This is a genomic window from Stenotrophomonas sp. TWI587 (assembly GCF_039674145.1).
GTDB classification, from domain to species: Bacteria; Pseudomonadota; Gammaproteobacteria; order Xanthomonadales; family Xanthomonadaceae; genus Stenotrophomonas; species Stenotrophomonas maltophilia_AY.
The window spans coordinates 270,856-295,182 of record NZ_JBDJMW010000002.1 but is presented as its reverse complement, the minus strand read 5'-3'; the positions used below and the strand labels follow the sequence as shown (position 1 = coordinate 295,182).

The following is a 24,327-nucleotide window of genomic DNA, read 5'->3' as shown; positions in this document are numbered from 1 at the left end:
AACCGCAGAATGCAGGGCATGCCAACTAGACCATTGGCCGAGCGCCTTTCCGGCTGCCCTGCGGGCGATCAGCCGCAGTCGCTGGAGCGACCCTTCAGTTCCACCAGATTGCCGTCGGGATCACGCAGGCGCAGCGACAGCCCATCGCCTTCCGCGCCGTAGTTGCGCTCGGCCTTCCCTTCCAGTGTGAGCTGCTGCCCCTCCAGATGCGCGCGTACGTCTGCCTCATCGAAGGGCTCCACGCGCAGGCACAGATGATCCACGTTGCGCCCTTCGCGTCCCGGCGCCGCACCGCCCTTGACGCCGAGGGGGCCGTCCACGCTGACAAGGTCGATCATCGATTCGCCCGCATGCAGATGCACCATGCCCAACGAGGGACGCTCACGGGCGACCGTGCAACCGAGAACGTCGCGGTAGAAACGTACCGCGCGGGGGAGATCCTGCACGCGCAGCACCACATGGTCGATGCGTTGGATCTGGAAGGGACGTTCGCTGCTCATGACGAGGACTCCAGTTTTTTAGCGATGCGGCTGAACACCACCAGCACGATCAGGCACAACACACTGACGCCGATGGCGATCACGTACTCACCGATGCCGACCGCGATGCCGATGGCGGCGGCCATGATCAGCGAGCTGGCGGTGGTCAGTCCGCTGACCTGATCGTCGCGCGAGCCCCGCAGGATGGTGCCGGCGGCGACGAAGCCGACGCAGGCCACCACCGCTTCGATCAGACGGACCGGATCGACCTGCAGCAGGTCGCGGTAACGCTCTTCCTGGAAGTGTTCGGCGATGCTGTCACCGAGCCCGACAATCAACGCGGCCGCGCCTGCGATCAGCATGTGCGTGCGCAGGCCAGCCGCATGCTTGCCCATCTCGCGCTCGATGCCGAGCGTGGCGCCCAGCAGCATCGCCACGGCTATGCGCAGCAGGATCGATAGATCTTGTTCCAGTCCCATCTGCGTCTCTCATCCGGCAATGGACGGAGCGTCGCAGACTGGGGCGTCTGAGCACCGTGAAGCAAACGACAGGCCTTGGTGAGCCTGCCGTCGCAGGGCTTACTGCGCCAGATAACCGCCATCGATGGCGTAATAGGTGCCGGTCGCGAAGCTGGCATCGGCACTGGCCAGCCATGCCACCAGGGCCGCGACCTCGTCCGGGGTACCGAGGCGGCCCAGCGCATGCTTGCTCTCCAGCGCCTGCTTCACCTTCGGGTCCATCTTGTCCAGCAGCGGCGTGGCGATGAAACCGGGGCCCACGGCGTTGATGCGGATCTTGTCTGCGGCGTGTTCCCACGCGGCCGTCTGGGTCAGCCCGACCACACCGTGCTTGGCAGCCGCGTAGGCGGAGGAGTTGCCGAACCCCACCTGGGCCAGAATCGAGGCCATGTTGATGATGCTGCCGCCGTTGCCCGCGCTGCGCATCGCCTGGATCTGCGCCCGCTGGCACAGGAACACGCTGTTGAGATTGACGTCGATGACGTTCTTCCAGCCATCCACGGGGTAATCGCCGCTGGCCGCCGACGGCCCGCCGATACCCGCGTTGTTCACTGCGATATCCAACCCGCCTAGTGCCTCGACGGTCTGCTTCACGGCCGCTTCAACGGCGTTCTCATCGGTCACATTCAACGCGATGCCGATCGACTTCACGCCTTTCTTCTGCAGCGCCTCAGCGGTCTTTTCCACAGCATCGGCCTTGAGGTCCCACACCGCCACCGCCGCGCCGGAATCGGCCAGCAGTTCGGCCACGGCCAGGCCGATGCCGGAGACGCCGCCGGTGACAATGGCGACCTTTCCCTTGAGTTGATAATCAATCATCGCGTTGTTCCTCGGGTTGGAAAAAGGCAGCGGGCAGTGCCTGCCCATGCCTCGACCATACGCCGCGAAAACGTTACAGAACGTGCACAGCAGGCTCCGCAACAATCCTTCCCATCGCTGCAACGCACCTGGGCCTATGCTCGGGGTCGTATGCCCACATACCTGTTTCATCCGCCGATGGCGGTCTCCCTCCCCCAAGGTAAGCCCATGACAGAGTCCAGTGACGGCCAGTTGTTCTCCCCCACCCGTCTGGGGGCCATCGAGGTCACCAACCGCATCGCGATGGCACCGCTCACCCGCAACCGCGCGATCCACGACCGCATCCCCAATCCGCTCGCGATCCAGTACTACGAGCAGCGCGCCAGTGCCGGGCTGATCATCGCCGAGGCCACCCAGATCAGCCCGATGGGCCAGGGCTATCTCGACACGCCCGGCATCTACAGCCAGGCGCAGATCGATGCCTGGAAAAAAGTCACCGATGCCGTCCATGCGCGCGGCGGAAAGATCGTGCTGCAGTTGTGGCATGTCGGCCGTATCTCGCATACCACCCTTCTGCCCGAGGGCGAGGTCCCGGTTGCGCCGAGTGCACTGCGCGCCAATGCCAAGACCTTCACCGCCAAGGGCTTTGAGGATGTCTCCGAGCCCCGCGCCCTGCGTCTGGATGAGATTCCCGGCCTGATCCAGGACTTCCGCCAGGCCGCGCGCAACGCGATCACCGCCGGCTTCGATGGCGTGGAAGTGCATGCCGCCAACGGCTACCTGATCGATCAGTTCCTGCGCGATGGCAGCAACCAGCGTACCGACGAATACGGTGGCAGCATCGAGAACCGCACCCGCCTGCTCGATGAAGTGGTCCGTGCGATCGTCTCGGAAATCGGCGCCGAGCGGACCGGCGTGCGCCTGTCGCCGGTGACGCCGGCCAACGATGCCGCCGATTCCAACCCGCAGCCCTTGTTCGAACGCGCCGTGGAGCGTCTGGATGCCATCGGCCCGCTGGCCTTCATCCATGTGATCGAAGGGGCGACCGGTGGCCCGCGCGACAACATCGCCTTCGACTATGCCGCCCTGCGCGCCAAGTTCACCGGTGCCTGGATCGCGAACAACGGCTACGACCAAGCGCGTGCTGAAGCGGCCGTCGCGTCGGGCTATGCCGACATGATCGCGTTCGGCCGCCCCTTCATCGCCAACCCGGATCTGGTCGAGCGTTTCCGTCTCGGCGTGGCGCTGTCCGATCTGGATCAGGACACGCTGTATGGCGGCGGTGCGCAGGGTTACACCGACTACCCCAGCGTTTCAGGCTGATCCGCGCGCTGTCATCGGTCGCGCATCGCGTCGGTCACATCGCCGCCGGCAAGCACCGGCAGCAGCGCCGCAGGTAACGTGCAGGGGCGCGTGGGCACACTGTCCACGCGCCACCCGCGCCCGAGCAGGACGCCCTTTCCCTTCGAGGGCGGACCATCGCCGGGTGCCGGACAGCTGATGTCACTGAGCAGCACCTGTCCGTTGCGATCCAGCCATTGCTGGACGAAGTACTCGCCATCGGCGAAGCGCATCGTACCGAGATTCAACAGCGTCAGCGGTTGCCGCTCCACATCCCCCTGCCAGGTGGACTGCAGTTCCACGCCACTGAACAGCAGACGTCGCCGCAGCAGTACCTGGTGGTTGGCGTCCAGCAGGGTCAGCGCCTCATCACCGCCGTCCAGATAGCGGCGCGTCCAGGTACGGTCCGTGCCCCAGGGCAGGATATCGAAGCTCGCTGGCGCGGCCGGTTCGCTGCCATCGGGCAGCATCATCCCCAGTTGCCCGTCCCGGCGGAACACTACCCGGCCACCATCCATGCGCACCACGCCCTCGAAAGGACGCCCCACGATGCGGCCACGCTCGAGGTTGTACAGGTGGTTGACACCGGCAGCCTGCTCCCAGAGCAACAGCAACGGTGGGCTGACGTGGTCATCGTCGATGAACATGCCGGCAGGCACGGTGTAGGCGGTGCGTCCATCCCACCACAGGCGGGGCGAGGATTCGCCGACGAACGTGCCCAGCAACCCGCCGCCAACCGGGTCGAAGCTGTCCACGTTCGACGGCGCGAACACCACCTGGCCGTGACAGTCCAGTACCGCAGCGGTATCGGTATCGGTGGCATGCCGGACGCGCCACGGCGGTGCCTGTCGCTGTTGAGCATCGGGGGCGTCGAGCACTGCTGCCAGCGCGGCCGGGGCGACGGTGGGCGGGCGGACGCCCTCCTCGTCCAGCACCTGCCACTGGCCACCGCAGTAGTCCAGGCGGACGTTGCCATGCTGCGCGGCAAACTGTCCGTCGGCCATCAGCCAGCCGGGCTCGGGCGTGTCGTCGGCGCTGCCGGTGGCATGCCGGTTGACCCGCTCGGGCCAGTCACGCCGGCCCGCAGTGCCGCCATACTGGCGATAACGGGGATACAGGCCATCCTGGTGGTAGCGCGCGCTGTCCGTCGCCCTGCCCTGTGCATCCACCCGCCGCCACAGCTCGCCCCGCCGCAGCCACCAGCCACCGTCGGTGACCGGCAGCAGTGCGTCGATGTCATCGGAAAACAGCGTCGTGCCGTCTTCACCCAGCACGTTGCAGTGCTCAGGCACCTGGACGCTGCACGCGACATACACGTGGCGGCCGGCGAACGGCCCAGCCACCCACTGGACCTGCCGCTCATCCAGCTCCATGACCACGCGCCCGTGCAGGTCATGGAAGCGCAGCGGACCACTGCGGGCGTTCCACAGCACGCGATCGGGTACCGCCAACGGCACCCATTCGCCATCCTTCAGCGCCGGAAGGCGAACCTGACCCAGCGCATCCACCACGCCCCGGCCACCGACCGCCTCACCATCGGCCTGGATGAACGCCTCCCACACAGGATCACCGGATGCGGCCTGCGGCAGCACGAACCGTTCGCGGTACTCGGTGTAACCCCGGTCCTCACGCAGCAGTCGTCCTGCATCGTCGTACCACTGCTGCGGCGTGGTGGGGCCCTGGGCGCGCATCCAGCGGTCGGCGGACAGCCGATGCATGCGCGCGCCATTGGGCGGCACCAGCAGGCGGCCATCCAGGGACACCAGCGCCTCGGCGCCGAAACTGTTGCCCAGCACGGTGAACGACTGCGCCGGCGCGCCGCCTGCCAGCGACATCAGCGCGCCTACCACGAACATCCTTTTCATCGGTCGCATCATGCAAAGTGGAGCTGCACGCTAGCGCCTGTCACCAGGCGATGCAATGTACCCGGCAATCTCCACGCGCGCGGCGTCCATGGCCGCGGCGTGGCACCGGGAACGCGTCTGCGTTCAATACACCGGCAACGAAATGAAACTGGCCTGCTGCGGCGCGTGCCAGATCTGCTGCGTCGCCTTCTGGTAATCGCCCGGCTTGGCCAGATAAATGTTCGGCACGAACGTCTGCGGATTGCGGTCGTACAGCGGGAACAAGCTCGACTGCACCTGCACCATCACCCGATGGCCCGGCTGGAACACATGGTTCGCCGTTGGTAGACCGAACGTGTAGTCCAGCACCTGGTTGCTTGCGATCGCCTTCGGGTCGCTGAAGCTCTCCCGGTACCGGCCACGGAAGATCGCCATCGAGACCGACAGCTCATAGCCGCCCATCTCCGGCGTCGACGGCATCTGGTCCGGATACACATCGATCAGCTTCACCACCCAATCGCTGTCACTGCCACTCGTGGCGGCCTGCAGATTCACCTGCGGCGCACCGCCGATCCGCAACGGGGCGGTCAACGGTTCGCTGACGAAGGTCAGCACGTCCGGGCGACCATCCACGAAGCGCTGATCCTTCACCAACCAGCTCGTCCACATATCGCGGTCGGCGAAGCGCACCGGGCGCGGCACGAATGGCACCGGCTTGGCCGGATCGGACACATACGCCTCAAAGGTCGCTTCACCGGCCTGCGGTGCCTCGAAGGAAAGCTTGCCGCCCGCCCGCAGGTACAGCGGCCTGGACTGCGCCACGCTGCGCGGCCACTGCTGCAGCCTGTCCCAGTGGTTCTCGCCGGTGTTGTAGATCAGCACCGGCGGTGTCTGCGCCTTGGGCGCGCCATCCACCAGGTACTGATCGAAGAACGGCTTGAGCACATCGCGACGGAACTGCAGCGCGGTATCGCCGTCGAACTTCAAGGCGCCCAGACTGCTGCCGTCATAGTTGACCTGGCTGTGCCGCCACGGCCCCATGACCAGATAATTCAGCGTGTTGCCGGTGTCGCGCGACTCCATCGCCGCATAGCTGTGCACCGCGCCCCACATGTCTTCCTGGTCCCACAGGCCCTGCAGCCACATCGTGGGCACCTTCAGCTCGGTCTTGGCCATGCGCGCGTCCAGCGCCTGTTCCTGCCAGAACGCGTCGTAGCTGGGGTGCTCGATCAGCTTGTGCCACCACGGCAACTGATCCAGCCCATTGGCCTTGGCGTAGTCCCCGGCCGAGCCGGCGCGCAGGAAGGTGGTGTAGTCGTCGTAGCCCACGCTGGGGATCGACGGGCCCTTGCCGCGCTTGGCCAGCTGCCCGGTGAAATAGCCGAAATTGACCTGGCGGAACGCACCGTAGTTGAGCCAGTCATCGCCCATCCAGCCATCGATCATCGGGCTCTGCGGCGCGGCCACCTTCAACGCTGGATGCGGGTTGGTCAGTGCCATCACCACGGTGAAGCCCTCGTAGGACGAGCCCAGCATGCCGACCTTGCCATTGCTCTCGGGCACATGCTTGACCAGCCAATCGATGGTGTCCCATGCGTCGGTCGCGTGGTCCACCTTCGTGGTGTTGAGCGGCCCACGCAACGGCCGGGTCATCACGTAATCGCCCTCGGAGCCGTACTTGCCGCGGATGTCCTGGAACACCCGGATATAACCGCCATCGACGAACACCTCATCGCCCTGCGGCAGGATGTCACGCATGTTCGGCGAATCCATGCGCTTGGCACGGTTGGCGGCATCATAGGGGGTGCGGGTCAGCAGGATCGGCGCGTTCCTGGCGCCCTTGGGCACCACAATCACCGTGTAGAGTTTCGTGCCATCGCGCATCGGCACCATCACCACGCGCTTGTCGTAGTTGTCCTGCGCCGTGGGCGTCAAGAACCCCTTGGCGGGAATGTCCGGGGTCATCGGCGAGGTCTGCGCCGACACACTGGCCGCCACCATCAGACTCAACAACGCAACTGGCAATACACGCATACGCATGGGCGCTCTCCCGGCAGTGATGACAACCTCCGCAGCCTAGCGCCGCGCGGCCCGCGCCGGTAGATGCCGATCGGCGCGTTTTCAGGCTGCTTCGCGCATTCAGCCGCCAACCACCGTTTCATGCAAAGCCCGCCACCGCAGCGTGCCATCGGTGCCGGTGACGAGGATGGCCAGTGCTTCGCGTCGATTGCCGGTGCCGTCCGCACCGATCTGGTCCTCGCGATAGCGCACCGCGCAGGCGGCGGGCGCTAGCGGACGGTACTGCATTGCATCGACGGTGATCCGCACTCCCGGCCGACTGCCGTGGGCAGAAGCGAAGAAACCGGCCAGCGCGGGTTTGTCCAGGCGCACGCCACGGACGCCGACCATGCTGAAGTCCTCGCTGAAGCGGGCCAGCAGTGTGTCCAGCGCAGCCACCGGCGAGCGGCCGGTGAACCAGTCTTCGATCAGCACATGCAGGGCGTGAATCTCGTTGAAGGCGAGGGTGTCGTTCATGGGGAAGCTCTCAAGACAAGGGAAGACGGCGGCAGGCGCCATAGCAGAAAGACCGGCAGCAGGCTCATGCCCGCGGCCAGGATCAGGGTGAGCGCGAACGCGTACTCCGGCGTTGCGGCCGACAACATCGCCAGCACACAGGCCAGCAAGGCGGCTGCCAGACAGAAACTGAGCTGGCGGTTGAGGTTCCACAGCGCGCTGCCCGGCAGCAGCTCCGCGTCCGCCAGCCCCTGGAAGGCGAGCGTCTGCGCGCTGCTGCTGCACAGGCTCCCGCCCAGCCCCATCAGCGCGAAGGCCAGCACGGGCAGCCAGGGCTGACCGGCCTGCACACCGATCAGCAGCACGATGCCGATGGCCTGGCACCCCATGCCGACGCTCAACAGCGGGCGTGCCCCGATCCGTGGCAGCCAGTGCCGTGTGGTGGCGATCGCGCAGGCCGAGGCGAGCGCCCACGGGAGCATGAAGCCACCGATGGCCGCCGCGCCGTAGCCCTGCCGATGCAGCAGCAGCGTCGCCACCAGTTGTGTGCCGATGAAGGTGCCCGGCACCAGCAGATAGACCAACATCGCCAGCCGCAACGAGGGATGTCGCAGCAGCGACCAGTGCAGGACCGGATGATCGGTACGGCGCGCACTGCGCGCATAGCAGGCCAGCACCAGCCCGGCGACCGCCAACAGCGCGGCGCCCAGCATCCGCTGATCCGCTTCGGCCACCAGGCTCAGCGCGACCAGCAACACGCTCAGGCCTGCGGAGCCCAGCAGCAGCCCGCGACGGTCCAGCGCAGGAACGAGCGCCGGCCGCCCCGGACGCACCCACCACGCCGCCAGCACCAAGGCCACCACGGCCAGCGGCACACTGACCAGCAGCACACCCCGCCACGAGCCCCACTCCACCAGCAGGCCGCCCAACGTCGGTGACAACGCCGGCACCAGCAGGGCCACCGCCATGATGCGGGCGGTCAGTCGCGCGCGATCGGCCGGCGGGCATTCGCGGTAGGCCATCGCCTGCCCCACCGGAATCAACAGCCCACCGCCCAGCCCCTGCAGCAGGCGCCACGCGATCAGCCACTCGATGCTCGGCGCGGTGCCTGCCAGCACAGCGCCTACGGTAAACAGGGCCAGCGAGAGGCACAGCACCCGGCGCTCGCCAAGGCGCGCGGCCAGCCAGCTGCCCAGTGGAATCACCAGGGTCAGGCCGAGCATGTAGGCGTTGCCGATCCATGCCAGCTGCGGCACGGAGGCCTGCAGGTCGGCGGCGATGGCCGGATACGCGACAGTACCGATGAACATGTTCACCAGGTCCAGCGAGAATCCCAGCAGGTACAGCGTTTCCACCTTGGCCCGGTATGTCATGCGGTGCTCCGATTGCGAGGCGGCAGCATGCGCGTTGGCGGCGGCTGGATAAACGGGCAACCGGATGCAAGACTGTCAAACCATTTTTGACAGTCAGCGCGCCGCCATGGTCAGCCTGGACCGCTTCGAGACCTTCAAAACGATTGTTGATGCCGGCAGCCTGACCGCGGCCGCGCAGCGCCTCGGCCAGAGCCGCGCGGTGGTGAGTTTCAATCTCAAGCGACTGGAGCAGGAACTCGGCGTGACCCTGCTGGTGCGCAATACCCGCAGCCTGGCGCTGACCGAGGCCGGGGAGCGCTTTTACCAGCACTGCACCGCCCTGTTGGCGACGGCCGAGCTGGCGATCGAGGAGGCACGCAGCGAACAGCTGCAGCTGCGTGGCACGCTGCGGCTGACCACCACGCCGGAATATGCGATCGCGCGGGTCGTGCCGGTGTTGGAGTCGTTCCGCGCCCTGCATCCCGAGTTGCGCCTGCACCTGTCCACCTCACCGGCGCCGGCGGACCTGATTCCCGAGCGGTTCGATCTGGCAATCCGGTTGGGGCGGCTGCAGGACTCGCAGCTGCGCGCGACCCTGCTGGACGAACACGCGCTGTGCGCGGTCGCCGCGCCGTCGTTGTTGTCCATGCTGCCGGATGATGCCGCGCGCGATGATCCGGACTGGGTCCGTACGCTGCCACGATTGGGGTATCCGCGCCTGGCGGATCTGCCGCTGGTGGCGCCCGATGGCAGCGACCAGGTGTTTGCCTGCAACCCCGCCCATGCGGTGGTTACGGTCGATAACGCCTCCACCCTGCGTGCCTTCGCGCTGGCCGGGGCCGGCGCGACCGTGTTGCCGCAGTGGTTGATCGATGACGATCTGGCGCAGGGCCGGCTGCTGCCGATCCTGCGCCGTCATCGTTTCCCGCGCCAGGGCGTCTATGCGGTGTTTCCCAACACCGCCCAGCCCTCGCGCCGGGTCCGGCTGCTGCTGGCGCACCTGCGCGAGCACCTGCCGGGTTAACCGGGGGGCACGACCCAAGGTCGTGCCCCGCCCGTCAGCTCAGCGGACGACCTGCTCGGCCAGCTCCAACAGCACGCGCTGCACCGGTGCATTGGCCGCGCGCGACAGCTGCACTTCGTACTGCCCACCGGCGATCTTCCACTGCTTGTCGGCGGTATCGAAGCTGGCCAGCGTCTTCGGCTCGGCTTCGATGCGGATCCGGCGGCTTTCGCCCGGCTGCAGCGTCACCTTCTGGAAGCCGATCAGGCGGATCGGGGTGGTGCTGCCCTGCGGCAGCTGCAGGTACAGCTGCGGCACGTCCGCACCGGCAACCTTGCCGGTGTTGCGCACGTCCACGCTGGCGACCACACGCTGGCCTTCCACCACCACCTGCAGGTTGTCGTAGCCGAAGCTGGTGTAGGACAGGCCATGGCCGAACGCGTACTGCGGGGTCAGGCCCTTCGCGGCGAACCACTTGTAGCCGACGTTGGCACCTTCGATGTTGTAATCGATGGTGTCATCCGGCTTGTTCTTCGGATTGAAGCCCAGGCCGTTGACGTGCGGGCGCGGCAGCTGGCTGACATCGGTCGGCCAGGTCACCGGCAGGCGACCGGACGGATTGACCTTGCCGGTCAGCAGCGCGGCGATGCCTTCACCACCGCGGATGCCCGGGTACCAGGCCTGCAGGATGGCCGGCACCTGCTGCAGCCACGGCAGCTCGACCGGGCCATTGGTTTCCAGCACCACCACCGTCTTCGGGTTGGCCTTGGCCACACCGGCGATCAGCTTGTCCTGGTTGTCCGGCAGCTGCATGTGCGGCAGATCGACCGATTCGGCCGACCACTGCGTGGCGAACACGATGGCCACATCCGCGGCCGCGGCAGCGCGCGCGGCGGCGGCCACGTCGCGGCCATCCACGTAATCGATCCGGGCATCCGGGCGCTCGGCGCGCAGCGCTTCCAGCGGCGAGGACGGGTGGAAGATCACCGGACCCGGCCAGGTGGTCGGCATCACGCCCGGCACCGCATTGGTGCCCCGCGCGGTCCAGCCCACCATCGAAGAACCGCCGCCACCGATCACGCCCTTGTCGGCATGGCCACCGATGATCACGATGCGCTGCACGTCCTTGCCCAGCGGCAGCAGATCATCGGCGTTGCGCAGCAGCACGCTGCCTTCTTCAACGGTGCGCTGCGCGGCGTGGAAGCCGGCGTCGTCGTCGATCGGCTCATGCACCGGCGGCAGGTCGAAGTTGCCGTGCGCAAACATGGTGCGCAGGATGCGGCCGACCATGTCGTCCAGGCGCGCCTGCGGCACCACGCCACCGGCAACGGCCAGGCGCAGCGGCTCGTCGAAATAGACCGCCTTGTCGAACACTTCACCGGCCGACTGCTGGTCCAGACCGGCCAGCGCCGCCTTGGAACCGCTGTGCACGCCGCCCCAATCGGACATCACGAAGCCTGGGAACTTCCATTCCTGCTTGAGCACCTCGTTCATGAGGTAATCGTGTTCGCAGCCGTAGGTACCGTTGATGCGGTTGTACGAGCACATCGCCGAACCGGGCTTGCCGATGTCCATGGCGATTTCGAAGGCCAGCAGGTCCGATTCGCGCATCGCCTGCTCGCCGATCTCGGCGCTGTGGAAGTTGCGCGAGGTCTCCATGTCATTGAGCGCGAAGTGCTTCATCGTGGAGATGACGTGCTGGCTCTGCACGCCGCGGATCGACTCGCCGACCAGCACACCGGCCAGCAGCGGATCTTCACCGGCGTATTCGAAGTTGCGGCCGTTGCGCGGATCGCGCTGCAGGTTGACGCTGCCGGCCAGCAGGATATTGAAGCGCTGCTGCCAGGCTTCGCGGCCCATGGTGGCACCGCCAGCGAAGGCGATATCCGGGTTCCAGCTGGAGGCCGTGGACGGGCCGGACGGCATCGCGGTGGCATGGTCACCCTTGCGCAGGCCGCCCGGATTGGTCACGCCGACACCGGCATCGGCCGACTGCTGCGCCGGAATGCCCAGGCGCGGCACGCCCGGCACGAAACCGGCCGAACCGACCGCGCCTTCCGGCAGCGGACCGCCGTCTTTGCCCAGCCCGAAGTAGCTGTGCAGCATCTGGAACTTTTCGTCCACGGTCATCTGCGCGACCAGGGCCTTGGCACGGGCATCGGCGTTCAGACCGGTGTCCATCCACGGCGTCTCGCCACCCACCGGCGCGGCATAGCCCAGGGTCAGCAACGTGGCTGCGGTGGTGCCCTTCTTGCCCTCATGGGTGCGCAGCTTGATCGCCGCCGAGGTGGCCGACTGGAAGCCATCGCTGAAGTAGCTCTCGTTGGCTTCCAGCGCGACGCGCGACGGATCGAACCCGGCGGTGGTGGCCGCATCGGCGCTCACCGCGCCCAGCAGCACGGCCGGTGCGCCCAGGCGCGAACCGGTGACCAGCGGCGGCAGCGCAGCGGCATCGGCGGCGCTGGTGTACAGCGCGACCACGTGGCGGCCATCGTTGAGGCGCAGGTAATTCAGTGACGGCTGCTCGGTGCCCGATTCGGCCTCGATCGGCAGGCGGGTCAGCACGACGCTGCCGGTCTGCTGCGCGGCGGCAGGATCGGCGGTCACGAAACGATAGTGGTAGCCCAGCGCATCGGCCAGACCCTGCAGCGGATCCACGCGATCGGCGCGGCGCTCCACGTTGCGCACGGTCAGTGCATCGACCTGCAGTTTCTCCAGCTGGGCGGCGACCACGGCCGCATCCAGGTCGCCCGGAGTCTGCTCCAGGGTGAGCACGGTGAACGCGTCGGTGGTGGCGGCCGGGGCGGCAGCCCAGGCGGAAGCGCTCAGCGAGAGCGCGATGGCGGCCGTCAGGGCCAGGGGCTTTGAAATCGTTTTCATGAGCGGACGAAACACCTTTGCTTGCGCAATAAATCCAGGGAGTCTTGCCGCAGAAGGGTGCAGCGCCATGTCGGCGGGAACCACGCGCGGGCGCGCGGAACCGTTTACAACGCAAGGCGGTGACGGCTACGTCCAGGCCCCTCCGCCCGTCGTGACAGCCGCACCACCCGGGAGGCCCTGACCAGCGCCTCACCCCCGAAGAGTGTCCGAGCCTGTTCATGCCTGTCAACAGGATGCTTACATTTGAGACGCCAGGCGCGTTCCCTTTCACCCCGGAACCGGCTTGATCACCTCAGTAGCGGCGGCCTCCACGACCTGTCCGCGCTGGTCACGCGGCTGCATCGGTGCCAGGGGCAATCCATCACTGACGGCCTGCAGCACCGAGCGTGGCTCGCCCGCCGCGAACAGGAACGCCTCACCCCATTGGCGCAGCGCCACCACCAGCGGGAACAGCGCGCGACCGCGCTCGGTGAGCACGTATTCCTGATAGCTGCGGCCCTCGCCCAGCGGCTGCTGCGCCAACACGTCCGCCTCCAGCAAGGCCTGCAGGCGCTGGCTGAGCATGCTCCGCGACATCCCCAAGCTGCGTTGGAAGTCACTGAAACGGCGCACTCCATCGAAGGCCTCCCGCACGATCAGCAGCGACCAGCGGTCGCCAACCAGATCCAGCGCGCGCCCAACCGGGCAGGTGGTTGTGGCATGGGTTGTCATAAGCGCCCTCCGTCTGAGGTTTTATTTTAGAACCACTTGCCCCAGAATCAACTGGTTCTATTTTGAGACTCTACAGTGACTATCCTCACCCAACCTTCCGCGTCCCGCGTACCGTCCGCCCTGCTATTGTTGTTCGCCTGCGCCGCGGGCCTGAGCGTGGCCAATGTCTATTACGCCCAGCCCTTGCTGGACGCCCTGGCCGCCGATCTGCAGATCAGTACCGCCCGCATCGGCGCGGTCATCGCCGCCACCCAGCTGGGTTCGGTCGCCGCGCTGCTGTGGGTGGTCCCGCTGGGCGACCGCATGGACCGCCGCCGCCTGATGGGGATCCAGACCGGCGGCCTGGTGCTGGCCCTGCTGGCCGTCGCGATGGCGGCGCAGGCCTGGAGTCTGTTGCTGGGCATGCTGGCGGTCGGCCTGCTGGGCACCGCGATGACCCAGGGGTTGATCGCCTATGCCGCCGCCGCTGCAGGCGAGCACGAACGTGGCCGCGTGGTCGGTGCCGCACAGGCAGGCGTGGTGGTCGGGTTGTTGATGGCACGCGTGGTGGCCGGCGCGGTGGCCGATCTGGGTGGCTGGCGCGCGGTATACCTGCTCTCGGCGGCGCTGATGGTGGTGACGGGCACGCTGTTGTGGGCGCGCCTGCCGCGGTTGCCGGTCTCGACGTCCCCCACCGCGCGAACCGGGTTGATCGCCTTGCTGCACCAACAGCCGGTGCTGCGCCAGCGCGGCGTCCTGGGCCTGCTGCTGTTCACCGTATTCGGCCTGTTCTGGAGCAGCATGAGCCTGCCACTGAGCGCACCGCCGTATGCCCTCAGCCACACCGCCATCGGCGCCTTCGCGCTGGTCGGCCTGCTCGGTGCCTTGGCGGCGGCACGCAGTGGGCACTGGAGTGACCGTGGCCATGCCGGGCGGGTCACCACCGGGGGCCTGTGGCTGATGCTGCTGAGCTGGGCGCCGATCGCCGCGATGTCCCACCACCTGGGCTGGCTGGTGCTTGGCGTGCTGCTGCTCGATCTGGCCGTGCAGGCGCTGCACGTCACCAACCAGAGCCGGATTCTGGCTGCAGCCGTGCACGCACAGGCGCAGGTGATCGCCGCCTACATGCTGTTTTACGCCGCCGGCAGTGGGCTGGGTGCGCTGGCCGGCAGTGTGCTGTTTGCCACGTTCGGCTGGACAGGGGTCTGCATGGCCGGCGCGGGCGTATCGCTGCTCGCGCTGGTGGTGTGGTGGGCGATGCCGGGTTATCACGCCATCACCGGTGGTCATGAGCCCTGCCCGATTCCCGGTGGATCGCGGATCGATAATGACCGCTCACGTCCCGGAGTCACCGCATGCCCCCACACCGCCACTTCGATCAACTCTGGCGCGACCGCAACGACACCTCCCGGCAACGCAGCCCCCGGGTGCTGATCCGGGTGTTCGTCGGCCCGGGCGAGCTGGAAGCACGGGTGGCGTTCTACGAGCAGTTGCAGGGCGTGGTGGCCGATGCGGGCTTTCCATTCCCCGAGGCCGGCCTGCGCCTGGCGATGGTCGGGGCGTTCCTGCTGATCGAAGGCGCGCCGGACAAGCTGGCCCCGTTCACTTCGACCACCGGCACGCTGCTGGTGGATGACGTGCAGCCCTATTACGACCGGCTGGTGGCGGCCGGGGCGCAGATCATCTTCCCGCTGCAGGTCGTGCCCACCGGGGCGGCATTCAACGCCGTGCATCCGGACGGCACCGTGGTCGAGTACGTGCACCACCGGCCCGATCCGCAGGGGCGCTGAGTCCCCATTCCCGTCTACATCCACGTCAGGCGTGGATGTACTCCTGAAGCATTCAGCACCCTCAACCGGTTCGGAATCCGGCTGCCAATTTCGTTAGCATTTTTACTAATTGCGGGTAGGATTGTCGGTCTCAGCCTTTGACACGCGTGCTGCCGATACTCGCCGCCATGCCCTTGATTCCTGCCCGTTTCCGCCTGTTCCAGCCCTGCCGGGAGGCCCGCTGATGGGCGCCGTGCTGGCCCTGGACCGGCTGCTGGAAACCCGCCGGGTCTGGCGGGGGCAGCCACGTGCGGCCTTCCCGGAGGTGGCGCCCCACCCGACCGGGCACCCGGCGCTGGATGCCCGCCTGCCCGGTGGTGGCTGGCCGCCCTCGGCGCTGTCGGAGGTGCTGCTGGCCTCGCCCGGGGTCGGTGAGCTGGCCCTGGTCTGGCCGACCTTGGCGAGGCTGAGCCAGCAACAACAGACCGTGGTGCTGATCGCCCCGCCGCACCTGCCGCATGCCCCGGCCTGGGCCCGCGCGGGACTGGCACTGAACCAGGTGCAGGTGGTCCAGGCCAGCCCGCGCGATGCGTTGTGGGCCGCCGAACAATGCCTGCGCTCGGCCGCGTGCGCGGCGGTGCTGTGCTGGCCGCAGCAGGCCGATGACCGGGCGCTCCGCCGGCTGCAGGTGGCGGCCGAAACCGGCCAATGCCTGGGCTTTTCCTTCCGCGATGCCCGGCACGCGCGCAATCCCTCCCCGGCCGCGCTGCGCCTGCAGCTCGACGATGGCCAGGTGCGTGTTCTCAAATGCCGTGGCGGGCTGGCACCGGCCCAGCCGCTGCCGCTGGCCGTGGCCCATTGAGCGGCCGCCATGGACTGGGCCTGCCTGCTGCTGCCGCACCTGGCGCTGGATGCTGCCCTGCGCCAGCAACCGGACCCGGCCGCGCCGCTGGTGCTGGTCACCGGCCCGGCGCAGCGGCGCGTGCTGCATGCGGTCAGTCCCTCGGCGCGGCAGCGGGGGCTGCGCCGCGGCATGCTGCTCTCGGCCGCGCAGGTGCTCACCCGCGACATGCTCACCGTGGAATACGACCCACGCGCCGAGCAGTCCACCCGCCAGTTGCTGGCCAGCTGGCTGTACGGCATCAGCTCGCAGGTCAGCCTGGATTTTCCGCATGCGATGGCGCTGGAGATCCGGGCCAGCCGCGCGCTGTTCGGTGATTGGCCGAAGGTCGAGCAGCGGCTCACCCGTGGCCTGACCGAACTGGGTTTCCGGCATCGGCTGGTGGCCGCACCCAATCCGCATGCCGCCAGCGTGCTGGCCCGCGTGCATGCCCGGCTCGGCGTGGATGCACATCAGTTGGATGCCGCGCTGGCACAGGTCCCGATCGACCGCAGTGGGTTGCCGGTCGAAGCAGTCACCGTGCTGTCGCGCTCGGGCCTGCGTACGCTGGGCGCGGCATTTGGTCTGCCGCGCGAGAGCCTGGCCCGGCGCTTCCCACCGCAGGTACTGGCACATCTGGATGCGCTGCGCGGGATCAGCACGCCGCCGCTGCGCTATTTCCAGCCACCGGACCGCTTCGATGCGCGCATCGAGTTCGAATACGAGGTCGAGTCCACCCAGGCCATGCTGTTTCCGTTGCGGCGTCTGACCGCCGATCTGGCCGCGTTCCTGTGCTCACGCGATGGCGGCGTGCTGCAGTTCGATCTGTGGTTCGAACACGAAAACCATCCCGACACGCGCCTGTCGATCGGCCTGCTCGCGCCCGAGCGCGAACCGGCGATGCTGTTCGAGCTGGCCCGCAACCGGGTGGATCATCTGCAGTTGCCGGCCGGCAGCCGCGGCCTGCGCCTCCAGGCCGAGCAACTGCCACCGTTCGTGCCGGCCGCACGCGATCTGTTCGACCCGCGCCCGCAGCAGGCCATGCCGTGGGAACAGCTGCGTGAGCGCCTGCGCGCCCGGCTCGGCGATGACGCCGTGCAGGGCCTGGGACTGCGCGCCGACCATCGGCCTGAACGCGCGACCGGTGATGCCACAGGCGCGCCCAAGGCCCCGCCCCCGGTGCTGCCGATGCGCCCGGGCTGGCTGCTGGCCCAGCCGCAGGCATTGCAGGACCCGCACCTGCGCATCCTGTCCGGGCCGGAGCGGATCGAATCGGGCTGGTGGGATGCCGACGACATCCGCCGCGACTATTACGTGGTCGAAACCACTCAGGGCCAGCGCGGCTGGGCCTACACCGCCGCCGATGCACGCAGCGGGCCGTTCATGCTGCACGGCTGGTTCGCATGAGTACGCCGCCGCTGCCCGGGTACGCCGAACTGCATTGCCTGTCGGCCTTCAGTTTCCAGCGCGGTGCGTCCATCGCCGAGGAGTTGTTCGCGCGTGCCAAGGGCCAGGGCTACCACGCGCTGGCGATCACCGATGAGTGCTCGCTGGCCGGCATCGTGCGCGCCTGGCAGGCGGCGCAGAAGCACGCACTGCCCCTGATCACCGGTGCCGAATTCCAGCTGGAAGATGGCCCGAAACTGGTGCTGTTGTGCACCGACCAGGGCAGCTACGCCGCGCTGTGCCAGCTGATCACCACCTGCCGCCGGCGCGCGCCCAAGGGCGAGTACCGCTGCCTGCGCAGCGACATGGAACAACTGCACGCCGGCCTGCTGTGCCTGTGGGCAGACCCTGCCCCCGGCATCGAGGATGCGCAGTGGCTGCAGGCCTGTTTCCCGCAGCGCCTGTGGCTGGCGGTTGAACTGCACCGCGAGGCCGACGACTGCGCGCGCCTGCAGCGCCTGCGTCGTTTCGGCCGCGACCTGGGCATTCCACTGGTGGCCAGCGGCGATGTGCACATGCATGTGCGCCGCCGCCGCGCGCTGCAGGACACCCTCACGGCGATCCGCCACCACTGCACGCTCGGCGAGGCTGGCTGGCGCCTGTTCCCCAACGGTGAGCGCCACCTGCGCACCCGCCAGGCCTTGGCCACGCTGTACCCGCCCGAGCTGCTGGCCGAGACGCTGCGCATCGCCGCGCGCTGCCACTTCGATCTCAAGCAACTGCAGTACACCTACCCGCGCGAACTGGTGCCGGCCGGTCACGACCCGGCCAGCTGGCTGCGGGTACTGGTGGAAGAAGGCATGCAATGGCGTTGGCCAGCGGGCGAGACGCCCCAGCAACGCCACCAGATCGAACACGAACTGGCGCTGATCCACACCAAGCAGTACGAGTCCTACTTCCTGACCGTGCACGACATCGTGCGCTTCGCGCGCAGCCAGCAGATCCTGTGTCAGGGCCGCGGCTCGGCCGCCAATTCTTCGGTGTGTTACGTGCTCGGCGTGACCGAGATCGACCCCAGCGAGATGGCGCTGCTGTTCGAGCGCTTCATCTCCGCCGAACGCGATGAGCCGCCGGATATCGACATCGACTTCGAACACGAACGCCGCGAGGAAGTGCTGCAGTACGTATTCAACCGCTACGGCCGCGAGCGTGCGGCATTGACCGCGGTGGCGATCAGCTACCGGGGTCGCAGCGCGGTGCGCGATGTGGCCCGGGTGCTGGGCCTGCCGCCGGACCAGGTCAACGAACTGGCCGCCTGCCTGGACCGCTGGAGCAGCCACGAGCCGCTGCCCGAGGCATTGCGCGAGCGCGGCTTCGATCCGGAGACGCCGTTGATGCGGCGGGTGGTCGCCCTGACCGCCGAACTGGTCGATTTCCCGCGCCACCTGTCCCAGCACCCGGGCGGTTTCGTGATTTCCGAACATCCGCTGTCCACGATGGTGCCGGTGGAGAACGCGGCCATGGCCGACCGCACCGTAATCCAGTGGGACAAGGACGACCTGGATGCCACCGGCCTGATGAAGGTGGACTGCCTGGCGCTGGGCATGCTCACCGCCGTGCGCAAATGCCTGGCGATGCTCGAGGCGCATGGGGAACCGAAGATGGGCATGGCCGATATTCCGCCGCGCGACACCCCTACCTACGACATGATCTGCCGCGCCGACACCCTGGGCGTGTTCCAGATCGAGTCGCGTGCGCAGATGGCGATGCTGCCGCGCATGCAGCCGCGCTGCTTCTACGACCTGGTGATCGAAGTGGCGATCGTGCGCCCCGGCCCGATCCAGGGCGACATGGTCCACCCGTATCTGAACCGACGGAAGAAGCTCAAGGAAGAAGGCATCGAAGAGGTCGACTACCCCCCCGAGCTGGAGAAGGTCTTCAAGCGCACCCTCGGTGTGCCGCTGTTCCAGGAACAGGTGATGCAGCTGGCGGTCGCCGCCGCCGGTTTCAGCCCCGGGCAGGCCGACGCGCTGCGCCGCTCGATGGCCGCCTGGAAGCGCCACGGTGGGCTGGAGCCGCACCGCGACAAGCTGCTCGCCGGTATGGCCGCCAACAACTACAGCCGCGAATACGGCGAGCGCCTGTTCGAGCAGATCAAGGGGTTCGGCAGTTATGGCTTCCCGGAAAGCCATGCGGCCAGCTTCGCGCTGATCACCTATGTCAGCTGCTGGCTCAAGTGCCACCACCCTTCCGCGTTTGCCGCCAGCCTGATCAACAGCCAGCCGCTGGGGTTCTACACGCCGGACCAGATCCTGCAGGATGCGCGTCGCCACGGCGTACCGGTGTTGCCGGTGGACGTACGCTACAGCGAGTGGGACTGCACGCTGGTACCGCCCACCTCGCCGGGCCGGCCGTTCGGCATCCGCCTGGGCCTGCGTCTGGTCGATGGCTTCAGCGAGGCGGTCGCCCTCAGGTTGGTGCAGACGCGCCAGCGCGCGCCCTTCGACAGCGTGGCCGACCTGAGCCAGCGCGCGCAACTGGACCGCCGCCATCAGGGCCTGCTGGCCGATGCCGGCGCCCTCAAGGGCTTGAGCGGCCATCGCCACCGCGCGCGCTGGGAAGTCTCCGGCGTGGAGAAGCCGCTGCCGCTGTTCGAAGCTGCACGCGCCACCGCCGAAGCCGCCGTCCCGTTGCCGCTGCCCAGCGCCTTCGAGGACATGCAGGCCGACTACAACACCACCGGCACCACGCTGGGCCGGCACATGGTCTCCTTCATCCGCAGCCAGCTGCGCCAACGCCGCTGCCACCGCTCCGACGAGCTCGCCGCCCTGCCGCACGGGCGCAGCGTGCGCTTTGCCGGGCTGGTGCGCATGCGCCAGCGCCCGCAGACCGCCAGCGGGGTCACCTTCCTCACCCTGGAAGACGAATGCGGCATGGTCAACGCCGTGGTCTGGCGCAAGATCGCCGACCGCCAGCACCGCGTGCTGGTCGAAGCCCAGCTGATGCAGATCGATGGCCGGCTCGAACGCGTGGACGGTGTGCAGCACCTGATCGTCCGCCAGATGCACAACATCGACTCGCTGATCGACGGCGTGCGCACCCACAGCCGCGATTTCCGCTGAGCCATCCCGTGACGGGCTTCACTCTCTGGAGGTAATTCCAGAGTTTTCCGACTGGTGTCGTGAATGGCCTATCCGGTATGGTCGCATCCTTCCAAGGATCCGGAGAACTGCATGTCGCGCGCGTTGACTGTCACCACGCTGGTCATTTCCAGCCTCGCCCTGGCTGTCTCCGGCTGGACCGCGCTGCAGTTGCATCAGAGCCAGTCCGATGAGCGAGTCATCACCGCACGCGGGCTGGTGATCCGCGATGCGACGGGCCAGGCACGGGTGATCCTCGGCGCGCCGGTCCCCGATCCGCTCACCAAGGGCGTGACCCAGGGGCCACGTGCATCACCGCTGTCGGGCCTGATCCTGCTGGGCGCCGATGGCTCCGAGCGCGGCGGCTACGGCACTGTCGATGTCGGCGATGAGGCCATCCTCACCCTGGACGATGCCACCGGTACCACCGAGGTGTTCAAGGTCACGGCCAACCCGGACCGTGGCGCCACGCTCGTGGTCAAGCATCAGAACAGCACCGGTGCGATGTTGACCTCCTGGCAGGGCAAGCCGGAGCTGATCTTTCTCAACGACGACGAACAGACGCACTACATCAGTCCGCACTCCGCCGCCGCGCCCTGAGCAACTGGCGGTGATTTTCAGATAGCGCTATGACACCCTAGCCGTTGTCATGGGACCGTTCTGCACGCGCGCCACCGCGCAGCAGCCGTCCCCGCTTCTGGAGTGCTCATGCCCATTGCTGCCCCCACCTGGCCCCAGGCCAACACCGTCGATGAGATCCGCCGCAACCTGGCGGCGGTCCGCGAGCGCATCGCACGTGCCTGCGCCCTGGCCGGCCGCGACCCGGCCAGCGTGCGTCTGCTGCCGGTCAGCAAGACGGTCGATGAAGCGCGCCTGCGCCTGGCGTGGGACGCTGGCTGCCACGAGCTGGGCGAGAACAAAGTGCAGGAAGCGCAGCGCAAGGCCGCCGCCATGGCCGACCTGCCCGGCCTGCGCTGGTCGGTGATCGGCCACCTGCAGACCAACAAGGCGCGCGACGTGGCGCGCTTCGCCAGCGAGTTCCAGGCCTTGGACAGCCTGCGCGTGGCGCAGGCACTGGATCAGCGCCTGGAACTGGAGCAGCGCACGCTGGACGTGTTCGTGCAGGTCAACACCTCCGGCGAGGACAGCAAGTACGGTCTTGACCCGATCGCGGTCGCCGATTTCGTGCAGCAGCTCCCCGCGTTTTCGAACCTGCGCGTGCGCGGGCTGATGACCCTGGCAGTGTTCTCGCCCGATCCGGAACAGGTGCGGCCGTGCTTCGCGCGCCTGCGTGAGCTGCGCGAACGGCTGCGCCCCACGCTTCCGGCGGGGATCAGTCTGGAGGAACTCTCGATGGGGATGTCCGGCGACGTCGAGATCGCCATCGAAGAAGGCGCCACCGTCGTGCGTGTGGGCCAGGCCATTTTCGGCGCGCGCTCGACGCCGGACAGTCTCTATTGGCCGACGCCGTCCTGACCACGCATCGCTGATCGTCTCTCACGTGGCAGGAAGGAACCGCCGAAAGGCCGTTCTTTCATGTGCGCACCCGCGCCGTCCTGCTTTCCAGCCGCAGGCGGCTGGCATCCTTTCCCGGCGGCACGCCGAACAGTCGCGAGTAGTCCCGACTGAACTGCGAGGGACTGTCATAGCCCACCGCATACCCGGCAGTGGCCGCCTCCATCCCGTCGCCCACCATCAGGCGCCTGGCTTCCTGCATCCGCAGCTGGGTCCTGAAATCGAGCGGACTCATCGCCGTGACGGCGCGGAAATGCTGGTGAAAGGTGGATCGACTCATGCCTGCTACACGGGCCAGCTCATCTACCCGGCAGGCGCCTGTGAAGTTCGCCCGGATCCACACAATCGCGCGGGCAATCTGCCCCTGCCGGCCGTCGGCCTGTGTCATCGCCCGCAGCACGCCACCATTTGGGCCGGTCAGCAGCCGATACAGGATTTCCCGGACGACCAGGTCGCCCAGCGCCCGTGCGTCGTCCGGTGCATCCAGCAAAGCGACCAACCGGGTACACGCGTCCAGCAGCCCCGGCGTCATTGCGTTGAGGGTCAGACCCGCGGCGACCGCGCGGGCGCCGGCCGGTCGAGGATGTTGCAGCGCGAGCTCACTCAGCAGTGCCGGATCCAGATCGAGTTGAAGGCTCAGATAAGGACGGGCCGGCGTCGCTTCGATCACGGCGCCCATCACCGGCAGACCCACCGAGGCCATCAGGTAACTGGTGGGATCGTAGTGAAGCACGCTGGCGCCCACCGTCGCGCGCTTGCGCCCCTGTGCCACGAAGCAGACGGTCGGCTCGTAGATGACCGGCATCGGCATCGTCGGCGTGGCGCAGCGTATCAACCTCACCCCGGGCAGCACGGAAGCGAAGGTGCCATCCCTCGGCGCGTGCCGGGCGATCGCGTCACGGAACTGCGCCAATGGGGTCATGCAGAGGATCTCCGATCACGCGCTGGGCGACCCCATCATCCGTCGCATCCGGACGATCGTGCAAGCATTTCGGAGGACGTTGCTACCGGCCCTGCGTGGGCTGCCGGAACAATGGGCCCACGCAGGCACTGCCCTGTCCCGCCATGGAGAACGCCCGTATGACCTCACCCACCGCGCTCGATCACTATCGCCTGCTGGGCCGCTCCGGCCTGCGCGTCTCGCCGCTCTCACTGGGTACGATGACCTTCGGCGACGACTGGGGCTGGGGTGCAGACGACGCCGAGGCGCGGCGGATCTTCGATGCCTACCTCGACCGTGGTGGCAACTTCATCGACACCTCGGTCAACTACACCAACGGAGCCGCCGAGCAGATCCTCGGTCGTTTCGCCAAGACCCAACGTGACCGGCTGGTTCTGTCCACCAAATTCACGATGGCCCGCGATCCCACCAACATCAACGCCGGCGGCAACCATCGCTACAACCTGGTGCGCTCGGTTGAGACCAGCCTGCGCCAGTTGGATACCGACCGTATCGACCTGATGTACCTGCATGCGTGGGACTTCACCACCCAGCCGGACGAAGTGATGCGCGCACTCGACGACCTCGTGCGAGGTGGCAAAGTGCTGTACCTGGGTATCTGCAATACCCCCGCCTGGCGCGTGGCCGAACTGCAGACTCTGGCTGACCTGCGTGGCTGGGCCCCGTTGGTGGCGCTCCAGATCGAATACAGTCTGGTGGAACGCACGGTGGAACATGAGCTGCTGCCGATGGCGCAGGCCCTGGGCCTGGGTGTACTTCCCTGGTCGCCACTGGGCGGCGGCATCCTGACCGGCAAATACACGCGCGACGATCTGTCCGACGAAAATGGCGCGGATGTGGCGAGCAGCCGCAAAGGCGTGATTGCATCGATCGGTCATCTCAACGAACGCTCACTGGCCATCGCCGAGGTAGTGGGTGAGGTGGCCGAGGAACTGGGTGTCTCCCGCTCGCAGGTGGCCATCGCTTGGACGCTTGCCAACCCGGCGGTGGTCTCACCGATCATCGGCGCACGCACCGTGGCGCAGGCAGAAGACAACCTCGGCGCGCTCACCGTGGTGCTGAGCGCTGCGCAACTGACACGGCTGAATGAGGCCAGTGCTCCGGCACCGATCTTCCCGGCACGCTTCATCGGCCGGCCAATGGCCCAGCAGTTGATCTTCGGCACCTCCATGCTCACTGGGCGAAGGTAAACCATGGCGATCTCCCAACCGACAGATTGGGTGAAAAAGCCCGCCAGACCCCCGTGAGATAATGTGA

20 protein-coding genes are annotated in these 24,327 nt (G+C 67.5%); 10 read left to right on the top strand and 10 right to left on the bottom strand.

Translation table 11 applies throughout. The annotated features are described in order from the left end of the window. Positions 1-68: 68 nt before the first annotated feature. The 3 genes from ABE464_RS04445 to ABE464_RS04435 form a co-directional block, all read right to left on the bottom strand. Positions 69-500: a VOC family protein gene (locus tag ABE464_RS04445; protein WP_346470918.1), complete on the bottom strand. Its 432-nt coding sequence runs from the start codon at positions 498-500 to the stop codon at positions 69-71. Further along, complete coding sequence (locus ABE464_RS04440; protein ID WP_346470917.1) at positions 497-958, bottom strand: MgtC/SapB family protein; 462 nt, start codon at positions 956-958, stop codon at positions 497-499. The genes ABE464_RS04445 and ABE464_RS04440 overlap by 4 nt, the downstream gene beginning before the upstream one ends. Positions 959-1,057: 99 nt before the next feature. Next, the gene (locus ABE464_RS04435; RefSeq protein ID WP_346470916.1) at positions 1,058-1,816 is read right to left on the bottom strand and encodes an SDR family NAD(P)-dependent oxidoreductase; all 759 of its coding nucleotides are present in this window, start codon (positions 1,814-1,816) and stop codon (positions 1,058-1,060) included. Positions 1,817-2,023: 207 nt separating this feature from the next. Between ABE464_RS04435 and ABE464_RS04430 the strand changes: the two genes are divergently transcribed. Beyond that, a complete protein-coding gene (locus ABE464_RS04430; RefSeq protein ID WP_346470915.1) occupies positions 2,024-3,118 on the top strand; it encodes an alkene reductase in 1,095 nt (364 codons plus the stop codon). Between the two features lie 11 nt (positions 3,119-3,129). Here the strand turns inward: ABE464_RS04430 and ABE464_RS04425 are convergent, their stop codons facing one another. The 4 genes from ABE464_RS04425 to ABE464_RS04410 all read right to left on the bottom strand — a co-directional run bounded on the left by ABE464_RS04425 (position 3,130) and on the right by ABE464_RS04410 (position 8,867). Further along, a complete protein-coding gene (locus ABE464_RS04425) occupies positions 3,130-5,001 on the bottom strand; it encodes a hypothetical protein (protein ID WP_346470914.1) in 1,872 nt (623 codons plus the stop codon). A 123-nt stretch (positions 5,002-5,124) separates the two neighbouring features. After that, on the bottom strand, positions 5,125-7,014 hold the full coding sequence (locus ABE464_RS04420) for a CocE/NonD family hydrolase (RefSeq protein ID WP_346471125.1): 1,890 nt from the start codon (positions 7,012-7,014) through the stop codon (positions 5,125-5,127). Positions 7,015-7,119: 105 nt separating this feature from the next. After that, a complete protein-coding gene (locus tag ABE464_RS04415) occupies positions 7,120-7,515 on the bottom strand; it encodes a hypothetical protein (protein ID WP_346470913.1) in 396 nt (131 codons plus the stop codon). Further along, on the bottom strand, positions 7,512-8,867 hold the full coding sequence (locus tag ABE464_RS04410; protein ID WP_346470912.1) for an MFS transporter: 1,356 nt from the start codon (positions 8,865-8,867) through the stop codon (positions 7,512-7,514). Before ABE464_RS04410 ends, ABE464_RS04415 begins: the two co-directional genes overlap by 4 nt. A gap of 106 nt (positions 8,868-8,973) precedes the next feature. Between ABE464_RS04410 and ABE464_RS04405 the strand changes: the two genes are divergently transcribed. After that, positions 8,974-9,870, top strand: a complete 897-nt coding sequence (locus ABE464_RS04405; protein WP_346470911.1) for a LysR family transcriptional regulator — start codon at positions 8,974-8,976, stop codon at positions 9,868-9,870. Between the two features lie 39 nt (positions 9,871-9,909). Here ABE464_RS04405 and ABE464_RS04400 read toward each other — a convergent pair whose 3' ends face one another. Further along, on the bottom strand, positions 9,910-12,729 hold the full coding sequence (locus ABE464_RS04400; RefSeq protein ID WP_346470910.1) for a glycoside hydrolase family 3 C-terminal domain-containing protein: 2,820 nt from the start codon (positions 12,727-12,729) through the stop codon (positions 9,910-9,912). Between the two features lie 267 nt (positions 12,730-12,996). Further along, entirely contained in the window at positions 12,997-13,440 is a 444-nt protein-coding gene (locus ABE464_RS04395; RefSeq protein ID WP_346470909.1) for a helix-turn-helix domain-containing protein, read from the bottom strand. A gap of 75 nt (positions 13,441-13,515) precedes the next feature. Between ABE464_RS04395 and ABE464_RS04390 the strand changes: the two genes are divergently transcribed. From ABE464_RS04390 to ABE464_RS04360, 7 genes are all read left to right on the top strand, one after another. Next, positions 13,516-14,853: an MFS transporter gene (locus ABE464_RS04390; protein ID WP_346470908.1), complete on the top strand. Its 1,338-nt coding sequence runs from the start codon at positions 13,516-13,518 to the stop codon at positions 14,851-14,853. Then, on the top strand, positions 14,775-15,209 hold the full coding sequence (locus tag ABE464_RS04385) for a glyoxalase (protein ID WP_070425312.1): 435 nt from the start codon (positions 14,775-14,777) through the stop codon (positions 15,207-15,209). Before ABE464_RS04390 ends, ABE464_RS04385 begins: the two co-directional genes overlap by 79 nt. A gap of 223 nt (positions 15,210-15,432) precedes the next feature. Beyond that, entirely contained in the window at positions 15,433-16,050 is a 618-nt protein-coding gene (imuA, locus tag ABE464_RS04380; RefSeq protein WP_088433373.1) for a translesion DNA synthesis-associated protein ImuA, read from the top strand. Positions 16,051-16,059: 9 nt separating this feature from the next. After that, a complete protein-coding gene (locus ABE464_RS04375) occupies positions 16,060-17,475 on the top strand; it encodes a DNA polymerase Y family protein (RefSeq protein WP_346470907.1) in 1,416 nt (471 codons plus the stop codon). Next, a complete protein-coding gene (locus ABE464_RS04370) occupies positions 17,472-20,576 on the top strand; it encodes an error-prone DNA polymerase (protein WP_346470906.1) in 3,105 nt (1,034 codons plus the stop codon). Before ABE464_RS04375 ends, ABE464_RS04370 begins: the two co-directional genes overlap by 4 nt. 111 nt (positions 20,577-20,687) lie before the next feature. After that, positions 20,688-21,194, top strand: a complete 507-nt coding sequence (locus ABE464_RS04365; protein ID WP_346471124.1) for a hypothetical protein — start codon at positions 20,688-20,690, stop codon at positions 21,192-21,194. A gap of 108 nt (positions 21,195-21,302) precedes the next feature. Next, the gene (locus ABE464_RS04360) at positions 21,303-22,070 is read left to right on the top strand and encodes a YggS family pyridoxal phosphate-dependent enzyme (protein WP_346470905.1); all 768 of its coding nucleotides are present in this window, start codon (positions 21,303-21,305) and stop codon (positions 22,068-22,070) included. A 58-nt stretch (positions 22,071-22,128) separates the two neighbouring features. Here ABE464_RS04360 and ABE464_RS04355 read toward each other — a convergent pair whose 3' ends face one another. Continuing rightward, positions 22,129-23,031 (bottom strand): AraC family transcriptional regulator, encoded by a 903-nt coding sequence (locus ABE464_RS04355; protein ID WP_346470904.1) that lies wholly within the window; start codon positions 23,029-23,031, stop codon positions 22,129-22,131. A 158-nt stretch (positions 23,032-23,189) separates the two neighbouring features. Between ABE464_RS04355 and ABE464_RS04350 the strand changes: the two genes are divergently transcribed. After that, entirely contained in the window at positions 23,190-24,260 is a 1,071-nt protein-coding gene (locus tag ABE464_RS04350; RefSeq protein ID WP_346470903.1) for an aldo/keto reductase, read from the top strand. The last annotated feature ends 67 nt before the right edge of the window (positions 24,261-24,327 follow it).